Source organism: Kitasatospora sp. NPDC050463, from assembly GCF_040655255.1.
Taxonomy (GTDB): Bacteria; Actinomycetota; Actinomycetes; order Streptomycetales; family Streptomycetaceae; genus Kitasatospora.
Window position 1 is genome coordinate 301,598 of sequence record NZ_JBFAJO010000001.1, and the last position, 21,700, is coordinate 323,297.

Genomic DNA, 21,700 nt, shown 5'->3' on the forward strand with positions numbered 1-21,700 from the left:
CTCCCGCCTTTCCCGCGGAATGCGCGACACTGGAGGGTCTGCGTCCCTGCAGACCTGTCAGCCAGTGGAGGGCTTCCCCGCGTGAACGACGGACCGCTCATCGTCCAGAGCGACAAAACTCTTCTTCTGGAGATCGACCACCCCAGGGCCTCCGACTGCCGTCGTGCCATCGCGCCGTTCGCCGAGCTGGAGCGCGCGCCCGAGCACGTGCACACCTACCGCGTCACCCCGCTCGGGCTCTGGAACGCGCGCGCCGCCGGGCACGACGCCGAGCAGGTGGTCGACGCCCTGGTCACGTACTCCCGCTACCCGGTGCCGCACGCGCTGCTGGTGGACGTGGCGGACACCATGGCCCGCTACGGCCGGCTCAAGCTCACCAAGCACCCGGTCCACGGGCTGGTGCTCTCCACCACCGACCGGCCCGTGCTGGAGGAGGTGCTGCGCTCCAAGAAGGTCGCCCCGCTGGTCGGCGCCCGGGTCGACCCGGACAGCGTCGTCGTGCACCCCTCCGAGCGCGGCCAGATCAAGCAGGTGCTGCTCAAACTCGGCTGGCCCGCCGAGGACTTCGCCGGGTACGTGGACGGCGAGGCGCACCCCATCGAGCTGGACCAGAACGGCTGGCAGCTGCGCCCCTACCAGGCCCAGGCCGTCGAGGGGTTCTGGCACGGCGGCTCGGGCGTCGTCGTGCTGCCCTGCGGCGCCGGCAAGACGCTGGTCGGCGCCGCGGCGATGGCCGAGGCCAAGTCGACCACGCTGATCCTGGTCACCAACACCGTCTCGGCGCGCCAGTGGAAGCACGAACTGGTCAAGCGCACCACGCTCACCGAGGACGAGATCGGCGAGTACAGCGGCACGCGCAAGGAGATCCGCCCGGTCACCATCGCCACCTACCAGGTGATGACCACCAAGCGGAAGGGCGTCTACGCCCACCTCGAACTCTTCGACGCCCGCAACTGGGGCCTGGTCGTCTACGACGAGGTCCACCTGCTGCCCGCGCCGGTCTTCAAGTTCACCGCCGACCTCCAGGCGCGCCGCCGGCTCGGCCTGACCGCCACCCTGGTCCGCGAGGACGGCCGCGAGGGCGACGTCTTCTCGCTCATCGGCCCCAAGCGCTTCGACGCCCCCTGGAAGGAGATCGAGGCGCAGGGCTACATCGCGCCCGCCGACTGCTGCGAGGTCCGGGTCACCCTCACCGACTCCGAGCGGCTCGCCTACGCGACCGCCGAGCCCGAGGAGCGGTACCGGTTCTGCGCCACCACCGCGACCAAGCGCCGGGTGGTGGAGGCACTGGTCAAGAAGCACGAGAAGGACCAGACGCTGATCATCGGTCAGTACATCGACCAGCTCGACGAGCTCGGCGAGGTGCTGAACGCGCCGGTCATCAAGGGCGAGACCAGCAACGCCCAGCGCGAGAAGCTGTTCGAGGCCTTCCGGACCAAGGAGATCAGCGTCCTGGTCGTCTCCAAGGTCGCCAACTTCTCCATCGACCTGCCCGAGGCGACCGTCGCCATCCAGGTCTCCGGGACGTTCGGCTCCCGCCAGGAGGAGGCCCAGCGGCTCGGCCGCGTCCTGCGCCCCAAGGCGGACGGCCACTCGGCGCACTTCTACTCCGTGGTGGCCCGCGACACCGTCGACCAGGACTTCGCCGCCCACCGCCAGCGCTTCCTGGCGGAGCAGGGCTACGCCTACCGCATCATCGACGCGGACGACGTGCTGTAGCTCCCGGCAACGCTCAGTACCTGACGCCGTCGCGCCCGAGGAAGACCACGCGCGCGGCGGTGTCGAGGGCGATGCCGACGTTGCGGACGGCCTTGCTCAGCGGGCTGTGGCGGCGGCCGGGGCCGGCCGCGGCGGTGGCCCCGGCGGGACGGCCGGGGGCGGACTTCTGGGACGGCACCCGCGGCGCCGTGATGCGTACGGTGCTCATGTCTCCACGGTAGTTTCCGGGCGCGCCGGACACATCACCCCAAAGGCCGTATCGAGCAGGACGTAGGTCGTCCTCCAGGTGTACGGAGCCCTGAGGGCCACCCCCCGGGCCTCGGGGGTGGAACCCCGGGGCCCACGGGTCTAGGATCATCCGTCTGCCCCCTCCCGAACCGTGGTACCTGCTGAGTCGCGCAGGCAGCCGGGGGAGGCGCCGACCGTTCGGCAACCGGTCGGCCGTACCCACCGTGAGCTCCGACGATCCGCTGCACCCGTGTTCGGGGCAGCCGGGAAGGTTCGCTGTGCCCGCCACCCCCACCACCGACCCCCTCCAGCGCGAACGCGACCACCTGGCCGCCTCCCGCTCCGCGCTGCGTGCGATGCGCGAGGACGTCGAGTCCCTGGACATCAGCGACGTGACCGGTTCCTGGGTCACCGCCGTCATCCTGCACAACCAGATCGAGGCCCGGATCGCCGCCCTGGCCGACCTCTCGCACACTCCGCTCTTCTTCGGCCGCCTCGATTACCTGCACGCGATCAGCGAGGAGCTCTCGGAAGGCTCCGGCGGAGAGAACTTCTACATCGGCCGCCGGCACGTCCACGACGCCGACGGCGACCCGATGGTGATCGACTGGCGCGCGCCGGTCTCCCAGCCCTTCTACCGGGCCAGCCGCACCGAGCCGATGGACGTCGAGCGGCGCCGCCGCTTCGGCTACACCGGCGGCGAACTGACCGCCTACGAGGACGAGCACCTCACCGACCCGGCCGAGACGGAAACCTCCTCCGCGCTGCTCGCCGCCGAGATCGAGAAGCCCCGCGTCGGCCCGATGCGCGACATCGTCGCCACCATCCAGCCCGAGCAGGACGAGATCGTCCGCGCCGACATCACCGGCACGGTCTGCGTCCAGGGCGCCCCCGGCACCGGGAAGACCGCCGTCGGCCTGCACCGCGTGGCGTACCTGCTGTACGCGCACCGCGAGCGGCTCGCCCGCACCGGCACCCTGGTGATCGGCCCGAACAACGCCTTCCTGTCCTACATCGAGCAGGTGCTGCCCGCCCTCGGCGAGCTGGAGGTGGCCCAGGCGACCGTGCAGCAGCTGGTGGGGCACGTGGAGGTGCGCGGCGAGGACGGCGCCGAGGCGGCCCGGCTGAAGGGCGACGCCCGGATGGCCGAGGTGCTGCGGCGGGCCGTGCGCTCGGGCATCACCACGCCCACCGAGCCCTGCGTGGTGGTCCGCGGCTCCCGCCGCTGGCGCGTGCCGGCGTACGAGCTGAGCGAGATCGTCGAGGAGCTGAAGAGCCGCGACATCCGCTACGGCGCGGCCCGGGACGCCCTGCCGCAGCGGATCTCGCACGCCGTGCTGCTGAAGATGGAGCAGGGCGGTGAGGCCCCGGACGACCGGGTGCAGGACGCGGTGGCCCGCAACCCGGCGGTCAAGGCGGTGGTCAAGGAGTGCTGGCCGCTGGTCGAGCCGGCCAAGCTGGTGCACCGGCTGCTCTCCGACCCGGAGTTCCTGGCGCGGTGCGCCGAGGGCGTGCTCACCCCCGAGGAGCAGCGGGCGGTGCTCTGGCCCAAGCCCGGCCGTTCGGTGAAGACCGCCCGCTGGTCGCCGGCCGACGCCGTCCTGGTGGACGAGACGACCGACCTGGTGCAGCGCACGCCCTCGCTCGGCCATGTGGTGCTGGACGAGGCCCAGGACCTCTCGCCGATGCAGTACCGCGCGGTCGGCCGCCGCTGCACCACCGGCTCGGCGACCGTCCTCGGCGACCTCGCCCAGGGCACCACCCCCTGGGCCACCGCGAGCTGGCCGGAGGCCCTGCGCCACCTGGGCAAACCGGCCGCCCACATCGAGGAGTTGACCAAGGGTTTCCGGGTGCCGGAGGAGGTCATCGCCTACGCCTCCCGGCTGCTGCCGGCGATCGCCCCCGGTCTCGCCCCGGCGAGCTCGGTCCGTGAGGCGCCCGGCTCGCTGACGATCCGCCGGATCGAGGCGGGGGAGCTGGTGCAGGCGGTGGTCGAGGCCTGTCACCGGGCGCTGGAGCACGAGGGCTCGACCGGCCTGATCGCCGCCGATGCGCGCGTCCCGCTGCTCGCCGAGGCCCTGGCCGCGGCCGGTCTGCCGTACCTCTCCCCCGGCGCCGAGACCAGCGCCGAGGCCCGGCTGACCCTCGTCCCGGCCTCGCTGGCCAAGGGTCTGGAGTACGACTACGTGGTGCTGGACGAGCCGGCCGCGGTGGTGGCCGGTGAGCCGGACGAACGGACCGGCCTGCGCCGTCTGTACGTGTCGCTCACCCGTGCCGTCTCCGGGCTGGCGGTGCTGCACGCCGAGCCGCTGCCCGAGCAACTGGGCTGACCCGCGCGAAGGGGACCGGCGGATACCGCCGGTCCCCTTCTTCGCACCGAGTCGCCGGCCTCCGATCACTCAGCCGTCGGCGCTCTCACGCTCAGCCATCGATCAGGGACCGCCACTCGGCGACCTTGGAGGCGTCCACCGGGGACTGCCAGCCGTCGACCCGCACCGCGCCGCCGACGTGGAAGCCGTCGAACCCCGCCGCCCGCAGGCCCGGCAGGTGCTCGGCCCGCAGGCCGCCGCCGATCAGGATCCGCTGCCCGTACCCGGGCTCGCCGGCCCTGGCCAGCTCGGCCAGCAGCACGTCCCGGCCCGCGTCCACGCCGGCGGCCGCGCCCGAGGTGAGGAAGGTGTCCAGCCCGGGCAGCGCGCCGACGGCCGCGCGGACGGCGGCCCGGTCGGCGCTGTGGTCGATCGCCCGGTGGAACGTCCAGCGGCAGCCCGCCACGGCGTCGGCGACGGCCGCGGTGGCGGCGAGGTCGACGGCGCCGTCGGCCGTCAGGAAGCCGAAGACGAACTCGTCGGCGCCCTCGGCCCGCAGCGCGGCGGCGCGGGCCCGCAGCTCGTCCGGGTCACCCGGCGCGAAGCCGTCCCGGACGCGCAGCATGACGCGCAGCGGCAGCTCCACGGCGGCGCGGATCTTGGCGAAGTCCTCGACCGACGGGGTGAGCCCGTCCGCGGCCATGTCCGTGACCAGTTCGAGCCGGTCGGCGCCGCCCGACTCGGCGGCCTGGGCGTCCTGGGGCGTCAGCGCGATGACTTCGAAAATTGGTCTAGACATATCAGACAGCCTGCCACATCCCGAAGCCCCCGGCGAGACCTGGGCGGCCGAGCGCTCACGCCTCCGACCGGCGCATGCTTTCGAGACCCCGCCAGCCGAGCCCGGCCACCGCCACGAACGCGGCGCCGGCCCCGCCGACCGCCAACAGGTTCCAGATCCCACCGGCCGACTCCCAGAGGCTGAAGAGGCTGAACGTGACGGTCAGCGGCAGCACCGCCAGGCCGATCGCCGCCGGGACCAGCCAGCCACGCGCCGCGGTGGCCACCAGCAGCAGCGGAGCCATCAGCAGCAGGCCGGCCCACGGGTCGTTCATCAGGTAGCGGGTGTCGTAGCCGCCCTGCGCCGCGACCACCAGCAGGCCGCCGACCACCCCCAGCGGCACCAGCGCCCGGGTCTGCCAGGTCGGCCGGCCCAGCAGATCGCCCGGCGCGAGGAGCACCAGCAGACCGGACAGCACGAACGGCAGCGCGGAGGTGGAGCTGTAGAGGGTCCACCACGCGTCGACGTGCCCGATCGAGAGGGAGTCCGCCAGGTTCAGCAGGCCGGCACCGATCACCGCCGCCGAGAGGACCCGCGCCGCCGTCCACTGCCCCAGCATCGCGGCCACGGCCAGCAGCAGCGTGGCCACCGGGGCCGCGAACACGGCCAGCACCATCAGGACCGATGACCGAGGGCCGTCGAGCTGCCAGGCGATCAGGTCCGGGTCACTGACCCACGGGAAGAGGCCGACCCCCGCGGCGGAACCGGCCACCAGCGGAACGGCCAGCGCCAGCAGCCGCCCGGCGGCCGAGGAGGAGGTCAGCCGGGCGCGCATCCGCAGACCGTAGGCGGCGAGGTCCAGCGCCTCCCGGAGCAGGGTCGGCTTGTCCGCCTCCGCCGTGCTGTCGGCGAAGACGGCGGCCAGCTCCTCGCCGCGCTCGCGGCGGTAGCGGGCCGGGTAGAGCTGGAGCGCCGCCCGCAGGGCGATCGGGCGGTCGATGGTCTGCATGCTCATGCGAAGGTCCCCCTGACCCTCGAGAGGACGACGGACAGCCGGCGTTCGGCCTCGGAGGCGACCGCGCGCAGTCGCCCGGCCTCGGCCGCCAGCGCGGCGCGGCCGCCCGCGGTCAGCGCATAGGTGCGCCGGGCCCGGCCGTCCACGACCTCCTCGGCGGCGACCTCGATCAGGCCCTGCTGGAGCAGCCGGTCGAGCGCGCCGTAGAGGGTGCCGGTGCGCATCTTCACCCGGCCGTCGGAGATCGCGGCGACTTCCTGGATGAGCGCGTAGCCGTGTCTGGGCGCATCGGCCAGCGCGGTGAGCAGAAGCAGCGTCGGCTCCTGCATGGCTCGTTCTGTCATGGAACTACATATATCGTCAAACTACATATGCGGTCCAGTGGACCCGCCGATCTGCGACCCTTCCGCACCCGCGAGCCGCCAGAATGTGCCCATGCCGAACCAGCCCGCCGCCCCCGTCCCGGCCGATCAGCCCGCCGGGCTGCTCGCCGACTGGACCGCCCTGCTCCACCGCTGCGGCGCCGCCGCCGACCCCGTGCCGTACGGGCGCGACCTGCTGGGCCGCTGGGCCGAACCGCAGCGCCGCTACCACACCACCGGCCACCTGCGGGCGGTGCTCGGCCACGTCGACACGCTCGCCGCGCACGCCGACGACCCGGACACCGTCCGGCTGGCCGCCTGGTTCCACGACGCGGTCTACCGCCCGGACCGCTCCGAGAACGAGGAGCGCAGCGCCGCCCTCGCCGTCCGGGCGCTCACCGAGGCGGGCCTGTCCGAGCGGCGGACCGCCGAGGTCGCCCGGCTGGTCCGGCTCACCGTCACGCACCGACCCGAGCCCGGCGACCGCGACGGCGAGGTGCTCTGCGACGCGGACCTCGCCGTCCTCGGCGGCGACCCGCAGGCGTACACCGCCTACGCGGCGGCGGTCCGCGAGGAGTACGCCTTCGTCCCGGAGCCGGACTTCCGCGCCGGGCGCGCCGAGATCCTGCGCCGGCTGCTGGCCCTGCCCGCGCTCTACCGCACCCCCACCGCCCACGAGCGCTTCGACGCCGCCGCCCGCGCCAACCTGGCGGCCGAACTCGGCCGGCTCGACGGCTGACCGGGCTGCTCGGCGGCCGACCGGGCTGCTCGGAGCGTCCGGGGCCGACCGAACGCGAAGGCCCGGCCCGGCGCACGGAGCGCCGGAGCCGGGCCGGTCACGTCAGGCGAGCTCCCCGACGGGCGCCACCACCACCCCCGCCTTGCCGCAGACCCAGTGCGGCTCCGGCCCCAGCTCGGGCTCGACACCGAGCGCGTGCGGGTCCCCGTCGGCCGCGCAGGAGGTGCAGAGCGGCCAGCGCCCGTACGCCTCCAGCAGCGCGTCCTGGACGTCCTGGGCGACCAGCCCGAGCACGTAGTCGGCACCGTCCGGCCACTGTTCGAGCCACCACCGGCGGTGCGTCACGGCGTTCTCCACCAGCGACACCACGGCGGCGTCCGCCACGTCCCGCGCGGTCAGGTCGGCCAGGATCAGCGCCCGCGCGTTGTGCAGGGCGTTCTCGATGTCGTCAGCGGTGGCAGCCATCCGTCCATTGTCCCAAACCGGCGCCGGACACAACGCCGCACGGGCGGCTCCCCGAGGGGAACCGCCCGTGCGATCGGGAACCGACCGATCCGGAGAGGATCAGAAGTCCATGTCACCGCCCGGCATGCCGCCGCCGGCGGCCGCGGCGGCCTTCTCCGGCTTGTCGGCGATGACGGCCTCGGTGGTGAGGAACAGCGCCGCGATGGAGGCGGCGTTCTGCAGCGCGGAGCGGGTGACCTTCGCCGGGTCGATGATGCCCTCGGCGATGAGGTCGACGTAGGTGTTGGTCGCGGCGTTCAGACCGTGACCGGCGGGGAGGTTGCGCACCTTCTCCACCACGACACCGCCCTCGAGGCCGGCGTTGGTCGCGATCTGCTTGATCGGGGCCTCCAGCGCCACGCGGACGATGTTGGCACCGGTGGCCTCGTCGCCCTCCAGCTCCAGCTTGTCGAACGCGACACCGGCCTGCAGCAGAGCGACGCCACCACCGGCGACGATGCCCTCCTCGACGGCGGCCTTCGCGTTGCGAACGGCGTCCTCGATGCGGTGCTTGCGCTCCTTGAGCTCCACCTCGGTGGCCGCGCCGGCCTTGATGACGGCCACGCCGCCGGCCAGCTTGGCGAGGCGCTCCTGGAGCTTCTCGCGGTCGTAGTCCGAGTCGCTGTTCTCGATCTCGGCACGGATCTGGTTCACGCGGCCGGCGACCTGGTCGCTGTCGCCGCCACCGTCGACGATGGTGGTCTCGTCCTTGGTGATGACCACCTTGCGGGCGGTGCCCAGCAGGTCGATGCCGGCGTTCTCCAGCTTGAGGCCGACCTCCTCGGAGATCACGGTGCCACCGGTGAGGATGGCGATGTCGCCGAGCATGGCCTTGCGGCGGTCGCCGAAGCCCGGGGCCTTGACGGCGACGGACTTGAAGGTGCCGCGGATCTTGTTCACGACCAGGGTCGACAGGGCCTCGCCCTCGACGTCCTCGGCGATGATGACGAGCGGCTTGCCGCTCTGCATGACCTTCTCCAGCAGCGGGAGCAGGTCCTTGACCGAGCCGATCTTGGAGTTCGCGATGAGGATGTACGGGTCCTCGAAGCTCGCCTCCATGCGCTCCAGGTCGGTGGCGAAGTAGGCGGAGATGTAGCCCTTGTCGAAGCGCATGCCCTCGGTGAGCTCGAGCTCCAGGCCGAAGGTGTTGCTCTCCTCGACGGTGATGACACCTTCCTTGCCGACCTTGTCCATGGCCTCGGCGATGAGCTCGCCGATCTGGGTGTCGGCGGCCGAGATGGAGGCGGTGGAGGCGATCTGCTCCTTGGTCTCCACGTCCTTGGCCTGGGCCAGCAGCTGGTCGGAGACGGCCGCGACGGCCTTCTCGATGCCGCGCTTCAGGGCCATCGGGTTGGCGCCGGCGGCGACGTTGCGCAGACCCTCGCGAACGAGCGCCTGGGCGAGCACGGTGGCGGTGGTGGTGCCGTCACCCGCGACGTCGTCGGTCTTCTTGGCGACCTCCTTGACGAGCTCCGCGCCGATCTTCTCGTAGGGGTCCTCGAGCTCGATCTCCTTGGCGATGGAGACACCGTCGTTGGTGATCGTGGGAGCGCCCCACTTCTTCTCCAGCACGACGTTGCGGCCCTTGGGGCCGAGCGTGACCTTCACCGCGTCGGCGAGCTGGTTCATGCCACGCTCAAGGCCGCGGCGAGCTTCCTCATCAAAGGCGATGATCTTGGCCATCAGAAGTGGTCCTCCGGGACACGGTCGACTGCTCGGACCAAGGGGTGCCCGCGACGGACGGCCCTGGTGTGCGGGGGTCCTTTCCCCTACCGCTCCCGGGGGCCTCACCGACCCGATCCGCTGTCACTCTCACACTGTGAGTGCTAACGCCAATGATTAGCACTCCGGGTAGGCGAGTGCAAGCCCAATCGCCCGACCCGCGAGCCGCGTCCACCCCCGCGGGCCGCCCCCGCCGGACCGCCGGCAACCCTCGCGAAGCCCTCGTCGGGCCCTGCGACGGCCCCTCGTCGGGCCCTGCGCCGACCCGCCGTCGGCCCCCGCGCCGACCCGCCGACGGACCCGCCGACGGACAGGTCGGCAGACATGCCGACGGGCCCGTACGACATGTGTCGTACGGGCCCGTCGTGAAGCAAGAGGTGCACCAGCCGATCGGGCCGAGCCGAACTCCTGGGGTCGGAAAGGTCAGACCGCCGCGCGGACCATGTCCGCCTGCGGGCCCTTCTGCCCCTGAGAGATCTCGAACTCGACCCGCTGGCCCTCCTCAAGGGTGCGGTAGCCGTCCATCTGGATCGCGCTGTAGTGGACGAAGACGTCCGCACCACCGTCGACCGCGATGAAGCCGTAGCCCTTCTCCGCGTTGAACCACTTGACGGTGCCCTGAGCCATTCCGAACTCCCCTAGTGCTGTGCTGGCCCTTCACGCGCCCGCAGGTCGCGGACCCGGGTCTGGTTTGAGGCCTTGCCCGGGGAACCCCCCCTGGGCGCAGCCGTGCACGCCACAATCGTCCGCGGAGACCACCGGAAGGCATCCGGTGAGCGGGTGATTGCGTCGACCGCGGCTGAATGTATCCGGATCGACGCCCTCTGCAACAGGGTCAATCGCCGGGAATTCACTGGGCCCGCCAGGGGACAGGCCAGGCCAAAGCGGGAGGAAATCGGCATTTCACGCCGGACATAGCGGACGAATTACCCAAATGCCTTCGAGAATTCTGACATCGGCCTGACATGTTTCACGGTCACGGCCCCGGCGCCGGTCTCAGCGGCCGGACAGACACCGGCAGTACGGGCGCGGACGGATTCAAGTACCGGAAGCGAGGAGGGAAGGGAAGCCCTCTTCCCGGACGAGCGACACTCTACTCCCCCGGACCGAAAAATATTCCCGCCGGAATGCGACGGGCCGCTCGCACGTACGGAGAGCGGAATTCCGTACGTGCGAACGGCCTGGCCGGAAACGACCCGGCCGATAAACGACCTGGTCGGAAAGGGGCGGGTCAGCAGCCGCCGGCCACCGCGGGAATGATCGAGACGCTCGCGCCGTCCTTGATCTCGGTGGCCAGGCCCTCCGCGAACCGGACGTCGTCGTCGTTGACGTAGATGTTGACGAACCGGCGCAGCTTGCCGGCGTCGTCCAGGATCCGGGCGGCGATCCCGGCGTGGTTCTTCTCCAGGTCGGCGATGACGTCGCCCAGGGTGGCGCCCTCGGCGGTCACCTCGGCGGTGCCGCCGGTGTAGGTGCGCAGGATGGTCGGGATGCGGACGGTGGCGCTCATGGGGGTCTCCTCGGGCGGAACGGCGCAACGGCCGGGCTGCGGGGGCTGCGGGTGGGTCAGGCGAAGGCGAGGCCGGCGTCGCGGAACGAGGCCAGCGTCGGGCGGATGACGGCGGTCATCCCGGAGTCGGAGACGGCGTCCAGCGTCTTCAGACCGTCACCGGTGTTGATCGCGACGGTCTCCTTGGCCGGATCCAGCTGCCCGGTCTCCACCAGCTTCTTCAGCACGCCGACGGTCACCCCGCCCGCGGTCTCGGCGAAGATGCCCTCGGTCCGGGCCAGCAGCTTGATCGCGGCCACCACCTCGGCGTCGGTGACGTCCTCGACGGCCCCGCCGGTGCGGCGGGCGATGTCCAGCACGTACGGGCCGTCGGCCGGGTTGCCGATCGCCAGCGACTTGGCGATGGTGTCCGGCTTGACCGGCCGGATCACGTCCTGGCCGGCCTTGAAGGCCGCCGACACCGGCGAGCAGCCGGCCGCCTGGGCGCCGAAGATCCGGTACGGCCGGTCCTCGACCAGGCCCAGCTTGATCAGCTCCTGCAGGCCCTTGTCGATCTTCGTCAGCTGCGAACCCGAGGCGATCGGGATGACGATCTGCTCCGGCAGTCGCCAGCCGAGCTGCTCACAGATCTCGTACGCCAGCGTCTTGGAGCCCTCGCCGTAGTACGGGCGCAGGTTGACGTTCACGAAGCCCCAGCCCTCACCGGCCGGATCCCCGATCAGCTCCGAGCAGAAGCGGTTCACGTCGTCGTAGTTGCCCTCGATGCCGACCAGCTCGCCGCCGTAGACACCGGCCATCACGACCTTGCCCTGCTCCAGGTCGTGCGGGATGAACACGCAGGACTTGAACCCGGCCCGGGCCGCCGCCGCGCCCACCGCACCGGCCAGGTTGCCGGTCGAGGAGCAGGAGAGGGTCGTGAAGTGGAACGCCCGCGCCGCCTCGATCGCACAGGCGACCACGCGGTCCTTGAACGAGTGCGTCGGGTTGCCCGAGTCGTCCTTGACGTGCAGCTGGGCGGTGAACCCGAGCTCGCGGCCCAGGTTGTCCGCCTTCACCAGCGGGGTCCACCCCGGGTTGAGGTTCGGCTTGCCGGCGACATCGGCCGGGACGGGCAGCAGCGGCGCGTAGCGCCAGATCGACGCCGGACCGGCCTCGATCCGCTTGCGGAGCTCCTCCGCGCCCTCGCTCCCGAAGTCGTAGGCGATCTCCAGCGGCCCGAAACACTCCAGGCAGGCGAAGCTGGGGCCGAGCGGGAAGCGGGTGCCGCACTCGCGACAGGACAGTGCGACGGCGGGGCCGAGATCAACGGTGGCAGGTGCGGCGCCGGAAGCGGATGTCGCTGTGATAGCCATGATGGCGGAGGCCTCTCTCCTCATCTTCCCCGTGACGCGGGCGCGCCACAGGACGGAATTGGCACCTGTCCCGCCGGGGCCCGAGGCCTGCCGTGCGAGAAGGTTGCCGGGACGTCAACGGGCCGTTCCCTCAGTCCCTCTGGATGAGCTCTGTGAAGTTGTGGTCCTGCTCAGCGGTGACCCCGACGTGCGAAGGTCCGATCGCTGTACGAAGACTGTATCCGAAGGCGTCCACCGTGAACGGGACCGTCCGCCACGCGAGATGCCCCGTCCCACCCCGATCCGCCGAGGAGAGTTCCGTGCCCGCCGAACCGACACCCGCGCTCCTCCCGAAGGCGGCGTCCTGGCTGCGCCGCCGCTCCTGGAGCGCGGCCGACCGCCCGGTGCGCGCGCTGCTGGAGGCCAAGCAGGCGGCGGGCCCGGCCGGCACCATCAGCGTGGTGCTGCCCGCCCTGGACGAGGAGGCCACCGTCGGCGACATCGTCCGCACCGTGCGCCGCGAGCTGATGGAGGAGCTGCCCCTGGTGGACGAGCTCGTCGTCGTCGACTCCGGCTCCGTGGACGGCACCGCCGCGGCGGCCGCCGCGGCCGGCGCCCGGGTGGTCCACCGCGACGACATCCTGCCCCGGCTGCCCGCCGCCCCCGGCAAGGGCGAGGTGCTCTGGCGCTCGCTGCTGGTCACCAGCGGCGAGATCGTCTGCTTCGTCGACGCCGACCTGCGCGCCTTCGACCCCACCTTCGTCTCCGGGATCATCGGCCCGCTGCTCACCGAGCCGGACATCCAGCTGGTCAAGGCCATGTACGACCGCCCGCTCGAAGTGGCGTCGAGCGGCTCCGCGACCGGCGACGCCGCCATCGTCCCCTCCGGCGGCGGGCGGGTCACCGAACTGGTCGCCCGCCCGCTGCTCAACCTGCACTGGCCGGAACTCGCCGGTTTCGTGCAGCCGCTCGGCGGCGAGTACGCGGCCCGCCGCTCACTGCTCGAACGGCTGCCGTTCCCCACCGGCTACGGCGTCGAACTCGGCCTCCTGGTGGACGCCCTGGAGGTCGCCGGCCTGGACGCCCTCGCCCAGGTGGACGTGGGCGTACGCCACCACCGCCACCAGGACGGTCAGGCACTCGGCCGGATGGCCGCCACCATCTACCGCACCGCCCTGGAACGCCTCGACCGCACCCACCGGCTGAAGGCCTCGGCCGACCTCGTCCACCCGCTGCTCACCCAGTTCACCCGCGACCCGCGGACCCGCGCCTTCACCGCCCACACCCACCCGGTCACCGCCGTGGAACGGCCCCCGATGCACACCGTCCCCGAGTACGCGAACCGTCACGGCCGTTAGGGCCGGGGGCCCGGCGGGGTTTGCCGACCCGGACCCACGGCAACATGCCAACCATGGGCGATCTCACGACCGAACGTTCGAGTGCGACCGGCTCCGCCGCCGTCCTGGTGGCCTCCAACCGGGGACCGGTGTCCTTCAGCACCGCGGACGACGGCACCCTGACCCTGCGCCGAGGCGGCGGCGGGCTGGTGTCCGGGCTCTCCGCGATCGACGACCCGCACGCCGTCTGGGTCTGCGCGGCGCTCGGCGACGCCGACCGCCGCGCCGCCCGGGAGGCCCCGCAGGGCCGCCTGGACCGCGCCGGCCACGAGGTCGGCGGGCAGGCGGTCCGGATGCTCGACATAGCTCCGGAGACCTTCGCACGCGCCTACAACGGCGTCGCCAACTCCACCCTCTGGTTCGTCCACCACCTGCTCTACGCCACCCCGACGGCTCCCTCCTTCGGCGCGGAGTTCCGCACCGAGTGGCAGGCCTACACCGCCTACAACGCCGCCTTCGCCGACGCCCTCGCCGCCGAGGCCGCGCCCGGGGCCGCGGTGCTGATCCAGGACTACCACCTCTCGCTGGCCCCGGCCCTGCTCCGGGCCACCCGCCCCGACCTGCGCATCGGCCACTTCTCACACACCCCGTGGGCCCCGCCCGAGTACTTCCGACTACTGCCGGACGACGTCGCCGAGAGCGTCCTGACCGGCATCCTCGGCGCCGACCGGGCCGGCTTCCTCACCCGCCGCTGGGCCCTCGCCTTCGCCGACTGCTGCGAGGCCGTCCTCGGCGCCGCCATCGACCGCGACGCCCTCACCGTCACGCACGCCGGCCGCACCACCCGGCTCGGCGTGCACGCCCTGGGGGCCGACGCCGACTTCCTGCGCGAGCGGTCCCACCGCCCGGACGTCGACGAGCGGCTCGCCACCCTGCGCGGGGCCGTCGGCGGGCGCCGCACCGTCGTCCGGGTCGACCGCACCGAGCTGAGCAAGAACATCGTCCGCGGCTTCCAGGCCTACCGGCACCTGCTGCGCACCCGCCCCGAGTGGCTGGACCGCGTCGTCCACATCGCCTTCGCGTACCCGTCCCGCACCGACCTCGCCGAGTACCGCGACTACACCGCCGAGGTCGAGCGGCTCGCCGCCGAGATCAACGCGGAGTTCGCCACCGCCGACTGGCAGCCGCTGATCCTGCACGTCAACGACGACTTCCCGCGCTCGCTCGCGGCCTACCGGCTGGCCGACGTCGCGCTGGTCAACCCGATCCGCGACGGGATGAACCTGGTCGCCAAGGAGGTCCCGGTGGTCTCCGACCACGGCTGCGCCCTGGTGCTCTCCCGCGAGGCCGGCGCCCATGCCGAGCTGGCCGACGACGCCCTGACCGTCAACCCGTACGACGTCATCGCCACCGCCGAGGCCCTGCACACGGCGCTCACCATGCCCGCCGACGAGCGCGCCGACCGCACCAAGCGCCTCGCCGTCGCCGCGACGGCGCTGCCGCCCCAGCAGTGGTTCCTCGACCAGCTGGCGGCGCTGGGCTGACGGCCACCGCACCGGCCGGCGGGCCGCCGGCCGGTGCGGCGCGTCACTACGGCGTCACCGGGGGGCGAGCACCGCCGCCAGCTCCGTCAGCAGCTCCACCACGCCGGCCGGGCCCGCGACCACCAGGTCCGCCCGGTCGGCGAGTTCGCGCACCGGCGCGTCGCCGTCGACCGTTCCGCTGCACACCAGCAGCCCGGCCAGCCCCTCCCCGCGCAGCTTCTCCACCGCCGCGAAGGCCGCCACGTCCCCCAGGTCGTCCCCCGCGTACAGCACCGCCCGGGCGCCCCGCTCGCGCAGGAAACCGGTCAGTGCGGCGCCCTTGTCCACCCCCGGCGGCCGCAGTTCCAGCACCAGCCGCCCCGGTTCCACCACCAGCCCGTGCTCGGCGGCCAGCGCCTCCACCGGCGCGCGCAGCAGCTCGAACGCCTGCTCCGGTGCTTCCGTCCGCCGGGTGTGGACGGCCAGCGAGCGCCCCTTGTCCTCCACCCACGTCCCCGCCGGCGCCCCGGCCCGCGCCAGTACGCCGTCCAACGCGGCCCGTGCCCGCGCCACTCCCGGGTGCGCCGGCGGCGCCGTCAGTTCGCCGCCCTCCCAGCGCTCGGCGCCGTAGTGCCCGAGCACCACCACGCCCTCGACCGCGCCGAACCCCCCGTACTCCACCGCCAGGGCCGCCGGCCGACCGGTCACCACCACGATCGCCCCGACCCGGGGCGCCAGCCCCGCCAGCGCCCCCGCCACGCCCGGATGCGCCCGTGCCTCGCTCGGATCCGCCACGATCGGCGCCAGCGTCCCGTCGAAGTCGAGCGCCACCACCGTCTCCCGGGGCGCCCGGAGGATCGCCTCCAGCCCCGTCCGCCCGGCCTCGGTTCCCGGCTTCGCCATCTCCTCAAGAGCCATGTCCGGACCCTACCCAGCCTCCCGGCCCCGACCCTCCCGCGAAGCGCCCGAACGGCCGCGCGGCAGCGCCGGCCCCGACCCCGACCCTGCTAGCGGGCCGCGCGGCGCGCCTCCCGCACCCGCCGCAGCCGGTTCACCAGCACCGGCGCGTGCGCCAGCGCCTCCGGCCGGTCCAGCAGGGCGTTCAGCAGCTGGTAGTAGCGCGTACTGGAGAGCCCCAGCTCCTCCCGGATCGCCCGTTCCTTGGCCCCGGCCGTCCGCCACTGCCGCCCTTCGAGCTCCAGCACCGCCGCGTCCCGCTCGTCGAGCCCATCCGTGCCCGCGCCCATCCGCGCCCACCTCCGTCCACCACTACGGAGTGTCATTCTCCCCCGGGGACCGGACACACCTTGCGGCCCCCGCCGGGCGCCGGCCCGGGTTAGCGTCACCCCCATGACGCCCAGCTTCGCCGTGCACATCCCGACCGCCGACCTCGAACCCGACCCGCTCGACCCGGCCCAGATCGTCTCCGGCGCCCCCGAGGTCTCCGGCCGGGTGCTCTCCGAGTCCGCCGACGGCCGCCAGCTGCGCGGTCTCTGGCAGATCACCCCCGGCGTGGTCACCGACGTCGAGGCCGACGAGATGTTCGTGGTGCTCAGCGGCCGGGCCACCATCGAGATCGACGGCGGCCCGACCCTGGAGGTCGGTCCGGGCGACTGCGCCGTGCTGCGGGCCGGCGACCGCACCACCTGGACGGTCCACGAGACCCTCCGCAAGGCCTACGCCATCACCCTCTGACGTCCGCCGCACCCGCCGGCCGGCCCGGGATCCGTCACTTGCGGACCCGGGCCGCCTCCTTCACCGCGGACTCCTGGAGCCCCTCCAGCACCTGCTTGGCGTCGCCCGTCACGGCCCCGCCGATGCCCGCCTTGATCCGGTTGCTGACGTCCGCCCAGGCCGGGTCCCCGAACGGGTAGAAGCTCGCGTTGGTCAGCCCCGCCGCGAACTGCTTGAGGTCCTCGTGCCTGCCGCCCTTGGTCACCTCGGTGAAGGCGTCCTGGGTGACCGGCAGCAGGTTGTACGTCTCGTCGAACTTGAGCTGGTTGTCCTTGGCGTACACGAAGCTCAGGAACTTCCGGATCTCGTTCCGGTGCCCGTTCGCCTTGAACGCCATCATCCAGTCGGCCACCCCGAGGCTGCCCGTCCTCGCCAGCCCGTCCTTCTTCGGGATCGGCGCCGTACCGAAGTCGATCTTCCCCTTGGCGGCCATCCGCAGCAGCGTCGGGTGCCCGTTCAGCATCGCGACCTTGCCCGCCGCGAAGTCGGTGAACACCGGCGTGCGGTTGGTCCTGCCCGGGTCGGGGTTGGTCAGCTTGGTGTCGACCAGGTTGGTGCGCAGCCAGTTGAAGGTGGCCTGGTTCTCCGCGCTGTCGATGGTGTAGTTGCCGACGTCGTCGGAGAGGCTCCCGCCACCGCTGAGCGTCCACAGCATCGACTCGGCCGGGGCCTCCTCCGGGCCGAGCGGCAGCCCGTACGGCGTGACCCCCGGCACCTTGGCCCTGATCTTCTCGGCGGCCTGCCGGAGCTCGTTCCAGGTGGCCGGCGGCTGGGTGATCCCGGCCTTCTGGAAGACCGCCTTGTTGTAGAAGAGCACCCGGGACGAGGAGACGAACGGAATGCCGTACTGCGTCCCGAGCACCTGTCCGGCATGGGCGAACGACTCCATGATGTTGGCCTGGGTCTCCAGCGAGAGCACGTCCCCGGCCGGGTACAGCCGGTTCGCCACGGCCTGGTCGGCGAAGCCGCCGGTCTGCAGCAGGTCGGGCGCCTTGCCGGCGGCCACCAGGTCGTCGACCCGCTTGCCGATGTCGGTCCAGCTCGCCACCTCGACGTCGACCTTGATGCCCGGGTTGGCGGTCTCGAAGCGCCGGGCGACATCGTCCCAGTACAGCTTGGAGCTGGTCGCCGCGTCCTCGCCGTAGTCGGCCGCCACCAGTTTGAGCGTGACGGTGCCGTCGTCCTGGCCGCCGCAGCCGGTGAGCAGCAGCGCTCCGGCCAGCGCGGTGCCGAGCAGCCGGGTGGGGGCCTGGGCGCGCCTGATCAACGCGGGTACCGCCTTCGGGGGGTGAAAGGAAGCGGGGGAGCCGGACGGGGGATCCGACAGGGGGGAGGCGGCCACACTGCCAAACACGGTGCACAGTGGTCCACACCTGTGGGCTGTCCCCGCCGGGTAGTTATCGAAGTGCGGAGGTCATTGCACGATGCGCAATGAAACGGCGTGAAGGCCGCCCGCGCCGGGCCCCGCAAAGTGCCGCACACCACATGGTTCTGCGACAAAGCTCACCTACTTTGGACCAGACCAATCCGATAACTGGACTAGACCTCTCCGACCCAGCCAAGGGAAACTGTCCTCCGTGAAGCACGTGATCGCACTCGATGTAGGCGGCACCGGCATGAAGGCCGCGCTGCTCGCCCAGGACGGCTCCGTGCTGTTCGAAGCACGCCGACCGACCGGGCGGGAGCACGGCACCGATGCCGTCGTCGCCGCCATCCTGGACTTCGCCGCCGATCTGGCGGACGAGGGCCGCAGCCGCTTCGGCGTCGCCCCGCTGGCGGCGGGCGTCGCCGTCCCGGGGACGATCGACGAGAAGAACGGCGTCGCGGTCTTCTCCGCCAACCTCGGCTGGCGGGACCTTCCGCTGCGCAGGCTGCTGGGCGAGCGCCTGGCCGGGGCGGGTGGCACCGCGATGCCGGTCGCCCTCGGCCACGACGTGCGCTCGGGCGGCCTCGCCGAGGGCCGCCTCGGCGCCGGGCGGGGTGTGGAGCGCTTCCTGTTCATCGCGCTGGGCACCGGCATCGCCGGCGCCATCGGCATCGGCGGCCGGATCGAGGCCGGTGCCCACGGCTACGGCGGCGAGATCGGCCACGTCGTGGTCCGCCCGGGCGGCCCGCAGTGCGGCTGCGGTGCCCGGGGCTGCCTGGAGACCCTCGCCTCCGCCTCCGCCGTATCCCGTGCCTGGGCCGAGGCCGGCGGGGGCCCCGACGCCGACGCGGCATCCTGCGCCGTCGCGGTGGACGCCGGGGACCCCCGCGCGGTCGCGGTCTGGCAGCACGCGGTGGACGCCCTCGCCGACGGCATCGTGCTCGCCCAGAGCCTGCTCGACCCGTCCACGGTGATCGTCGGCGGCGGGCTCGCCGAGGCCGGCGACACCCTCTTCGCTCCCCTGCGCGCAGCGGTTTCCGAGCGGCTGACATTCCAGATGCCCCCCGAGGTCGTACCCGCCATGCTCAAAGACACCGCCGCGTCCCTGGGCGCGGGCCTGCTCGCCTGGGATCTGCTCTCCATGGAGGTGACCGCGTGACCACCGCGCGAATCGAATCGGCGGCCCGGCCCGAGGGCACCGCACTGGCCGGCGCCCGGCTGGTCCTGTCGGGCGGTGTGGTCGAGGGCGACCGCCTCACGGTCGCGGGCACCCGGATCCGCGCCGTCACGACCGGCGGGGCCGAGCCGGGCGACCTCGACCTGACCGGCTACACCGTGGTGCCCGGCTTCGTCGACCTGCACGTGCACGGCGGCGGCGGTGCCTCCTACGCCTCCGGGATCGCCGAGGAGGCCCTCAGGGCCGCCCGCACCCACCTCGAACACGGCACCACCACCACCGTCGCCTCCACCGTCACCGGTGAGATCGACGAGGTCGCCCGGCAGGCCGGCGTGCTCTCCGAGCTGGTCGAGGACGGCGTCCTGGCCGGCGTCCACTTCGAGGGCCCGTTCATCTCCCCGGGCCGCTGCGGCGCCCACCGGCCCGACCTGCTGCGCGACCCGGACCCGGCGCTGGTTCGCAAGCTGGTCGACGCCGCCCGCGGCCACGCGAAGATGGTCACCCTCGCCCCGGAGCTGCCCGGCGGCCTGGAGTCCGTGCGGATGCTCGCCGACCTCGGCGTGATCGCCGCCGTCGGCCACACCGACTCCGACTACGCCAAGACCCTCGAAGCCATCGAGGCCGGCGCCACCGTCGCCACCCACCTGTTCAACGCCATGCCCGGCATCGCCCACCGCGCCCCCGGTCCGATCGTGGCGCTGCTGGAGGACGAGCGGGTCACCGTCGAGTTGATCAACGACGGCGTGCACCTGCACCCGTCCGTCCTCGACCTCGCCTACGGCACCACCGGCGCCTCCCGGGTCGCGCTGATCACCGACGCCATGGGCGCCGCCGGCATGGGCGACGGCCTCTACCCCCTCGGCCCCCTCCAGGTCGAGGTCAGGAACGGCGTCGCCCGGCTGGTGGAGGGCGGTGCGATCGCGGGCTCGACGCTCACCCTGGACGTGGCGTTCAAGCGGTCCGTCACCGTCAACGGCCTGTCGCCGGCCCAGGCGGTCGAGTCGCTCAGCGCCGTCCCGGCCCGGCTGCTCGGCCTCTTCGACTCGATCGGCTCGCTGGAGCCCGGCAAGAGCGCCGACCTCGTCGTCCTCGACTCCGAGACCTACGACCTGGTCGCCGTCATGCGCCGCGGCGAGTGGATCACCGGCGGCGAGACCTTCGCACCGGTCCGAACCGCCTGACCCGCCGACGACGACGGCCGCCCGCTCCCCTCGGGGAACGGGCGGCCGTTTCGCGTCCGGACGGGGGGCCGGTCAGCCGCCGTACGGCTCGACGGTCACCTGGTCGATCAGCACCGAACCACCGCTCGGGTTCATGATGGCGATGGAGTTCGAGCCCGCCTGGAGCTGCGGCAGTATGAACGTGGTGTACCAGGAGGACGCCGGGTCCTTGCCGGGCGAGTAGTTCTTGAACGACAGCCCGCTCGGCCAGTCCTTGCCGTTGACCGCGGCCGAGGCCTTCACATCGGTCGCCGCGTTGTTGAAGTGCACGGTCAGCTTGTAGGTGCCGGCCGCAGGGACCTCGCCGGTCCAGCTCACCGTGGCGCCCGGCTGAAGGGTCAGGTAGGCGCCGTCCGCCGACTTGGCACCCTTCACGGTGTTGCCGGAGGGGGCGTTCTGGCCCTGCAGCTGGCTCGCGTCGACGGTGGCCGGGCCGGCGGTGCCGGTCGCGCCGGGCGACGCCGTGGTGGAGGCCGACGGCGTGCCGCCCGTGGCGCTCGGGACCGGCGGCGCGACGGTCTGGGCGGCGTTCTTGCCCTTCTTGTCGCCGCCCGGGTCACCGGTGGAGAGCGCTATGCCGGCGCCGATCGCGATCGCCGCGACCACCGCCACCGCGCCGATCACCGCACCCTTGCTCCTACCGCTGCTCGCCCGCTCCTCGCCCGGCTGCGGCCGGGAGCGCTCGGCGTACCGGGTCTGCTGGGTGGGCGCGGAGCCGTACTCCTGCTGCTGCGCGGGCTGGTGCTGCGTGGGCGCACCGCCGTACTCGGCCTGTTCCGGAGGGTACGGCTGCCCCTGCGGGTAGCCCTGCTGCGACGGGTACTGCTGCGGGCGCTGCTGCCCGTACTGCGCACGACCGACCTCCATCGGGCGGTTGTACGACGTACGCGGCACGCCCTGCTGCGGCTCGGCCGGCTGCGCGGCGCCGCCGCCGGCCGGACGGTAGAGGTAGCCGAAGGGATCGTCGTCCTGGGGGGCACCGCCCTCCGGGCTCTCGGGCACTCCGTTGCTGCCGGCGGTCGTCACGGTGGTCAACTCCCCGTCGCGGTGGCGCCGCCGGGCTGCCGTGCCGTCGGCGCAAGTGGTGGTCGCTCGTACCCGGGCACCCTACCTGCCGCAGCCGACT

At 72.8% G+C, this 21,700-nt stretch carries 21 protein-coding genes and 1 riboswitch; of the genes, 8 read left to right on the forward strand and 13 right to left on the reverse strand.

The window, feature by feature from the left end; genetic code table 11:
• The first annotated feature begins 81 nt into the window (after positions 1-81).
• Positions 82-1,719 (forward strand): DNA repair helicase XPB, encoded by a 1,638-nt coding sequence (locus AB0J08_RS01330; RefSeq protein ID WP_360624897.1) that lies wholly within the window; start codon positions 82-84, stop codon positions 1,717-1,719.
• A gap of 13 nt (positions 1,720-1,732) precedes the next feature.
• On the opposite strand, the gene AB0J08_RS01335 is transcribed toward AB0J08_RS01330, so the two are convergent.
• Positions 1,733-1,927 carry a hypothetical protein gene (locus AB0J08_RS01335; protein WP_360624900.1) on the reverse strand — a complete coding sequence of 65 codons (195 nt, stop codon included), beginning with the start codon at positions 1,925-1,927 and terminating at the stop codon, positions 1,733-1,735.
• A 298-nt stretch (positions 1,928-2,225) separates the two neighbouring features.
• Between AB0J08_RS01335 and AB0J08_RS01340 the strand changes: the two genes are divergently transcribed.
• Positions 2,226-4,277: an AAA family ATPase gene (locus AB0J08_RS01340; protein ID WP_360624903.1), complete on the forward strand. Its 2,052-nt coding sequence runs from the start codon at positions 2,226-2,228 to the stop codon at positions 4,275-4,277.
• A gap of 91 nt (positions 4,278-4,368) precedes the next feature.
• On the opposite strand, the gene AB0J08_RS01345 is transcribed toward AB0J08_RS01340, so the two are convergent.
• From AB0J08_RS01345 to AB0J08_RS01355, 3 genes are read right to left on the reverse strand one after another with little or no spacing between them, the layout of a single operon-like run.
• On the reverse strand, positions 4,369-5,055 hold the full coding sequence (locus tag AB0J08_RS01345) for a copper homeostasis protein CutC (RefSeq protein WP_360624906.1): 687 nt from the start codon (positions 5,053-5,055) through the stop codon (positions 4,369-4,371).
• 55 nt (positions 5,056-5,110) lie between these two features.
• On the reverse strand, positions 5,111-6,049 hold the full coding sequence (locus AB0J08_RS01350) for a hypothetical protein (RefSeq protein WP_360624909.1): 939 nt from the start codon (positions 6,047-6,049) through the stop codon (positions 5,111-5,113).
• Positions 6,046-6,393: a PadR family transcriptional regulator gene (locus AB0J08_RS01355; protein ID WP_360624912.1), complete on the reverse strand. Its 348-nt coding sequence runs from the start codon at positions 6,391-6,393 to the stop codon at positions 6,046-6,048. The genes AB0J08_RS01350 and AB0J08_RS01355 overlap by 4 nt, the downstream gene beginning before the upstream one ends.
• Positions 6,394-6,484: 91 nt before the next feature.
• On the opposite strand from AB0J08_RS01355, the gene AB0J08_RS01360 reads away from it, so the two are divergent.
• Positions 6,485-7,150 carry a hypothetical protein gene (locus AB0J08_RS01360; RefSeq protein WP_360624915.1) on the forward strand — a complete coding sequence of 222 codons (666 nt, stop codon included), beginning with the start codon at positions 6,485-6,487 and terminating at the stop codon, positions 7,148-7,150.
• A 102-nt stretch (positions 7,151-7,252) separates the two neighbouring features.
• Here AB0J08_RS01360 and AB0J08_RS01365 read toward each other — a convergent pair whose 3' ends face one another.
• The 5 genes from AB0J08_RS01365 to thrC all read right to left on the reverse strand — a co-directional run bounded on the left by AB0J08_RS01365 (position 7,253) and on the right by thrC (position 12,238).
• Positions 7,253-7,615 (reverse strand): hypothetical protein, encoded by a 363-nt coding sequence (locus tag AB0J08_RS01365; RefSeq protein WP_360624918.1) that lies wholly within the window; start codon positions 7,613-7,615, stop codon positions 7,253-7,255.
• 99 nt (positions 7,616-7,714) lie between these two features.
• The gene (gene groL, locus AB0J08_RS01370; protein ID WP_360624921.1) at positions 7,715-9,337 is read right to left on the reverse strand and encodes a chaperonin GroEL; all 1,623 of its coding nucleotides are present in this window, start codon (positions 9,335-9,337) and stop codon (positions 7,715-7,717) included.
• A gap of 462 nt (positions 9,338-9,799) precedes the next feature.
• The gene (locus AB0J08_RS01375; RefSeq protein ID WP_030289665.1) at positions 9,800-10,003 is read right to left on the reverse strand and encodes a cold-shock protein; all 204 of its coding nucleotides are present in this window, start codon (positions 10,001-10,003) and stop codon (positions 9,800-9,802) included.
• A 604-nt stretch (positions 10,004-10,607) separates the two neighbouring features.
• Entirely contained in the window at positions 10,608-10,886 is a 279-nt protein-coding gene (locus tag AB0J08_RS01380) for a ubiquitin-like small modifier protein 1 (protein ID WP_360624924.1), read from the reverse strand.
• 56 nt (positions 10,887-10,942) lie between these two features.
• Complete coding sequence (gene thrC / locus AB0J08_RS01385) at positions 10,943-12,238, reverse strand: threonine synthase (protein WP_360624927.1); 1,296 nt, start codon at positions 12,236-12,238, stop codon at positions 10,943-10,945.
• Positions 12,239-12,255: 17 nt separating this feature from the next.
• Positions 12,256-12,388: riboswitch (SAM riboswitch) on the reverse strand.
• Between the two features lie 149 nt (positions 12,389-12,537).
• Here thrC and AB0J08_RS01390 point away from each other — a divergent pair.
• Together AB0J08_RS01390 and AB0J08_RS01395 are read left to right on the forward strand one after the other, a co-directional pair.
• Positions 12,538-13,575: a glucosyl-3-phosphoglycerate synthase gene (locus tag AB0J08_RS01390; RefSeq protein ID WP_360624930.1), complete on the forward strand. Its 1,038-nt coding sequence runs from the start codon at positions 12,538-12,540 to the stop codon at positions 13,573-13,575.
• Between the two features lie 53 nt (positions 13,576-13,628).
• A complete protein-coding gene (locus tag AB0J08_RS01395; RefSeq protein ID WP_360624933.1) occupies positions 13,629-15,098 on the forward strand; it encodes a trehalose-6-phosphate synthase in 1,470 nt (489 codons plus the stop codon).
• Positions 15,099-15,152: 54 nt separating this feature from the next.
• Here the strand turns inward: AB0J08_RS01395 and otsB are convergent, their stop codons facing one another.
• A complete protein-coding gene (otsB, locus tag AB0J08_RS01400) occupies positions 15,153-15,995 on the reverse strand; it encodes a trehalose-phosphatase (RefSeq protein ID WP_360624935.1) in 843 nt (280 codons plus the stop codon).
• A gap of 89 nt (positions 15,996-16,084) precedes the next feature.
• A complete protein-coding gene (locus AB0J08_RS01405) occupies positions 16,085-16,324 on the reverse strand; it encodes a DUF3263 domain-containing protein (RefSeq protein WP_360624937.1) in 240 nt (79 codons plus the stop codon).
• A gap of 103 nt (positions 16,325-16,427) precedes the next feature.
• Between AB0J08_RS01405 and AB0J08_RS01410 the strand changes: the two genes are divergently transcribed.
• On the forward strand, positions 16,428-16,772 hold the full coding sequence (locus AB0J08_RS01410) for a cupin domain-containing protein (RefSeq protein WP_360624940.1): 345 nt from the start codon (positions 16,428-16,430) through the stop codon (positions 16,770-16,772).
• A gap of 34 nt (positions 16,773-16,806) precedes the next feature.
• On the opposite strand, the gene AB0J08_RS01415 is transcribed toward AB0J08_RS01410, so the two are convergent.
• Positions 16,807-18,078 (reverse strand): extracellular solute-binding protein, encoded by a 1,272-nt coding sequence (locus tag AB0J08_RS01415; RefSeq protein ID WP_360624943.1) that lies wholly within the window; start codon positions 18,076-18,078, stop codon positions 16,807-16,809.
• 310 nt (positions 18,079-18,388) lie between these two features.
• On the opposite strand from AB0J08_RS01415, the gene AB0J08_RS01420 reads away from it, so the two are divergent.
• Positions 18,389-19,336 (forward strand): ROK family protein, encoded by a 948-nt coding sequence (locus AB0J08_RS01420; RefSeq protein WP_360624946.1) that lies wholly within the window; start codon positions 18,389-18,391, stop codon positions 19,334-19,336.
• Entirely contained in the window at positions 19,333-20,535 is a 1,203-nt protein-coding gene (gene nagA, locus AB0J08_RS01425; RefSeq protein ID WP_360624950.1) for an N-acetylglucosamine-6-phosphate deacetylase, read from the forward strand. Before AB0J08_RS01420 ends, nagA begins: the two co-directional genes overlap by 4 nt.
• A gap of 72 nt (positions 20,536-20,607) precedes the next feature.
• On the opposite strand, the gene AB0J08_RS01430 is transcribed toward nagA, so the two are convergent.
• Entirely contained in the window at positions 20,608-21,609 is a 1,002-nt protein-coding gene (locus AB0J08_RS01430) for a hypothetical protein (RefSeq protein WP_360624953.1), read from the reverse strand.
• Positions 21,610-21,700: the final 91 nt, after the last annotated feature.

Bases quoted from the DNA above. Each gene is read 5' to 3' on its own strand.
- AB0J08_RS01360 (WP_360624915.1), top strand. From the start codon at position 6,485: ATGCCGAACCAGCCCGCCGCCCCCGTCCCGGCCGATCAGCCCGCCGGG.
- AB0J08_RS01395 (WP_360624933.1), top strand. From the start codon at position 13,629: ATGGGCGATCTCACGACCGAACGTTCGAGTGCGACCGGCTCCGCCGCC.
- AB0J08_RS01375 (WP_030289665.1), bottom strand. From the start codon at position 10,003: ATGGCTCAGGGCACCGTCAAGTGGTTCAACGCGGAGAAGGGCTACGGC.
- groL (WP_360624921.1), bottom strand. From the start codon at position 9,337: ATGGCCAAGATCATCGCCTTTGATGAGGAAGCTCGCCGCGGCCTTGAG.
- thrC (WP_360624927.1), bottom strand. From the start codon at position 12,238: ATGGCTATCACAGCGACATCCGCTTCCGGCGCCGCACCTGCCACCGTT.
- AB0J08_RS01405 (WP_360624937.1), bottom strand. From the start codon at position 16,324: ATGGGCGCGGGCACGGATGGGCTCGACGAGCGGGACGCGGCGGTGCTG.
- AB0J08_RS01365 (WP_360624918.1), bottom strand. From the start codon at position 7,615: ATGGCTGCCACCGCTGACGACATCGAGAACGCCCTGCACAACGCGCGG.
- AB0J08_RS01350 (WP_360624909.1), bottom strand. From the start codon at position 6,049: ATGAGCATGCAGACCATCGACCGCCCGATCGCCCTGCGGGCGGCGCTC.
- AB0J08_RS01335 (WP_360624900.1), bottom strand. From the start codon at position 1,927: ATGAGCACCGTACGCATCACGGCGCCGCGGGTGCCGTCCCAGAAGTCC.
- otsB (WP_360624935.1), bottom strand. From the start codon at position 15,995: ATGGCTCTTGAGGAGATGGCGAAGCCGGGAACCGAGGCCGGGCGGACG.
- AB0J08_RS01410 (WP_360624940.1), top strand. From the start codon at position 16,428: ATGACGCCCAGCTTCGCCGTGCACATCCCGACCGCCGACCTCGAACCC.
- AB0J08_RS01345 (WP_360624906.1), bottom strand. From the start codon at position 5,055: ATGTCTAGACCAATTTTCGAAGTCATCGCGCTGACGCCCCAGGACGCC.
- AB0J08_RS01355 (WP_360624912.1), bottom strand. From the start codon at position 6,393: ATGACAGAACGAGCCATGCAGGAGCCGACGCTGCTTCTGCTCACCGCG.
- AB0J08_RS01380 (WP_360624924.1), bottom strand. From the start codon at position 10,886: ATGAGCGCCACCGTCCGCATCCCGACCATCCTGCGCACCTACACCGGC.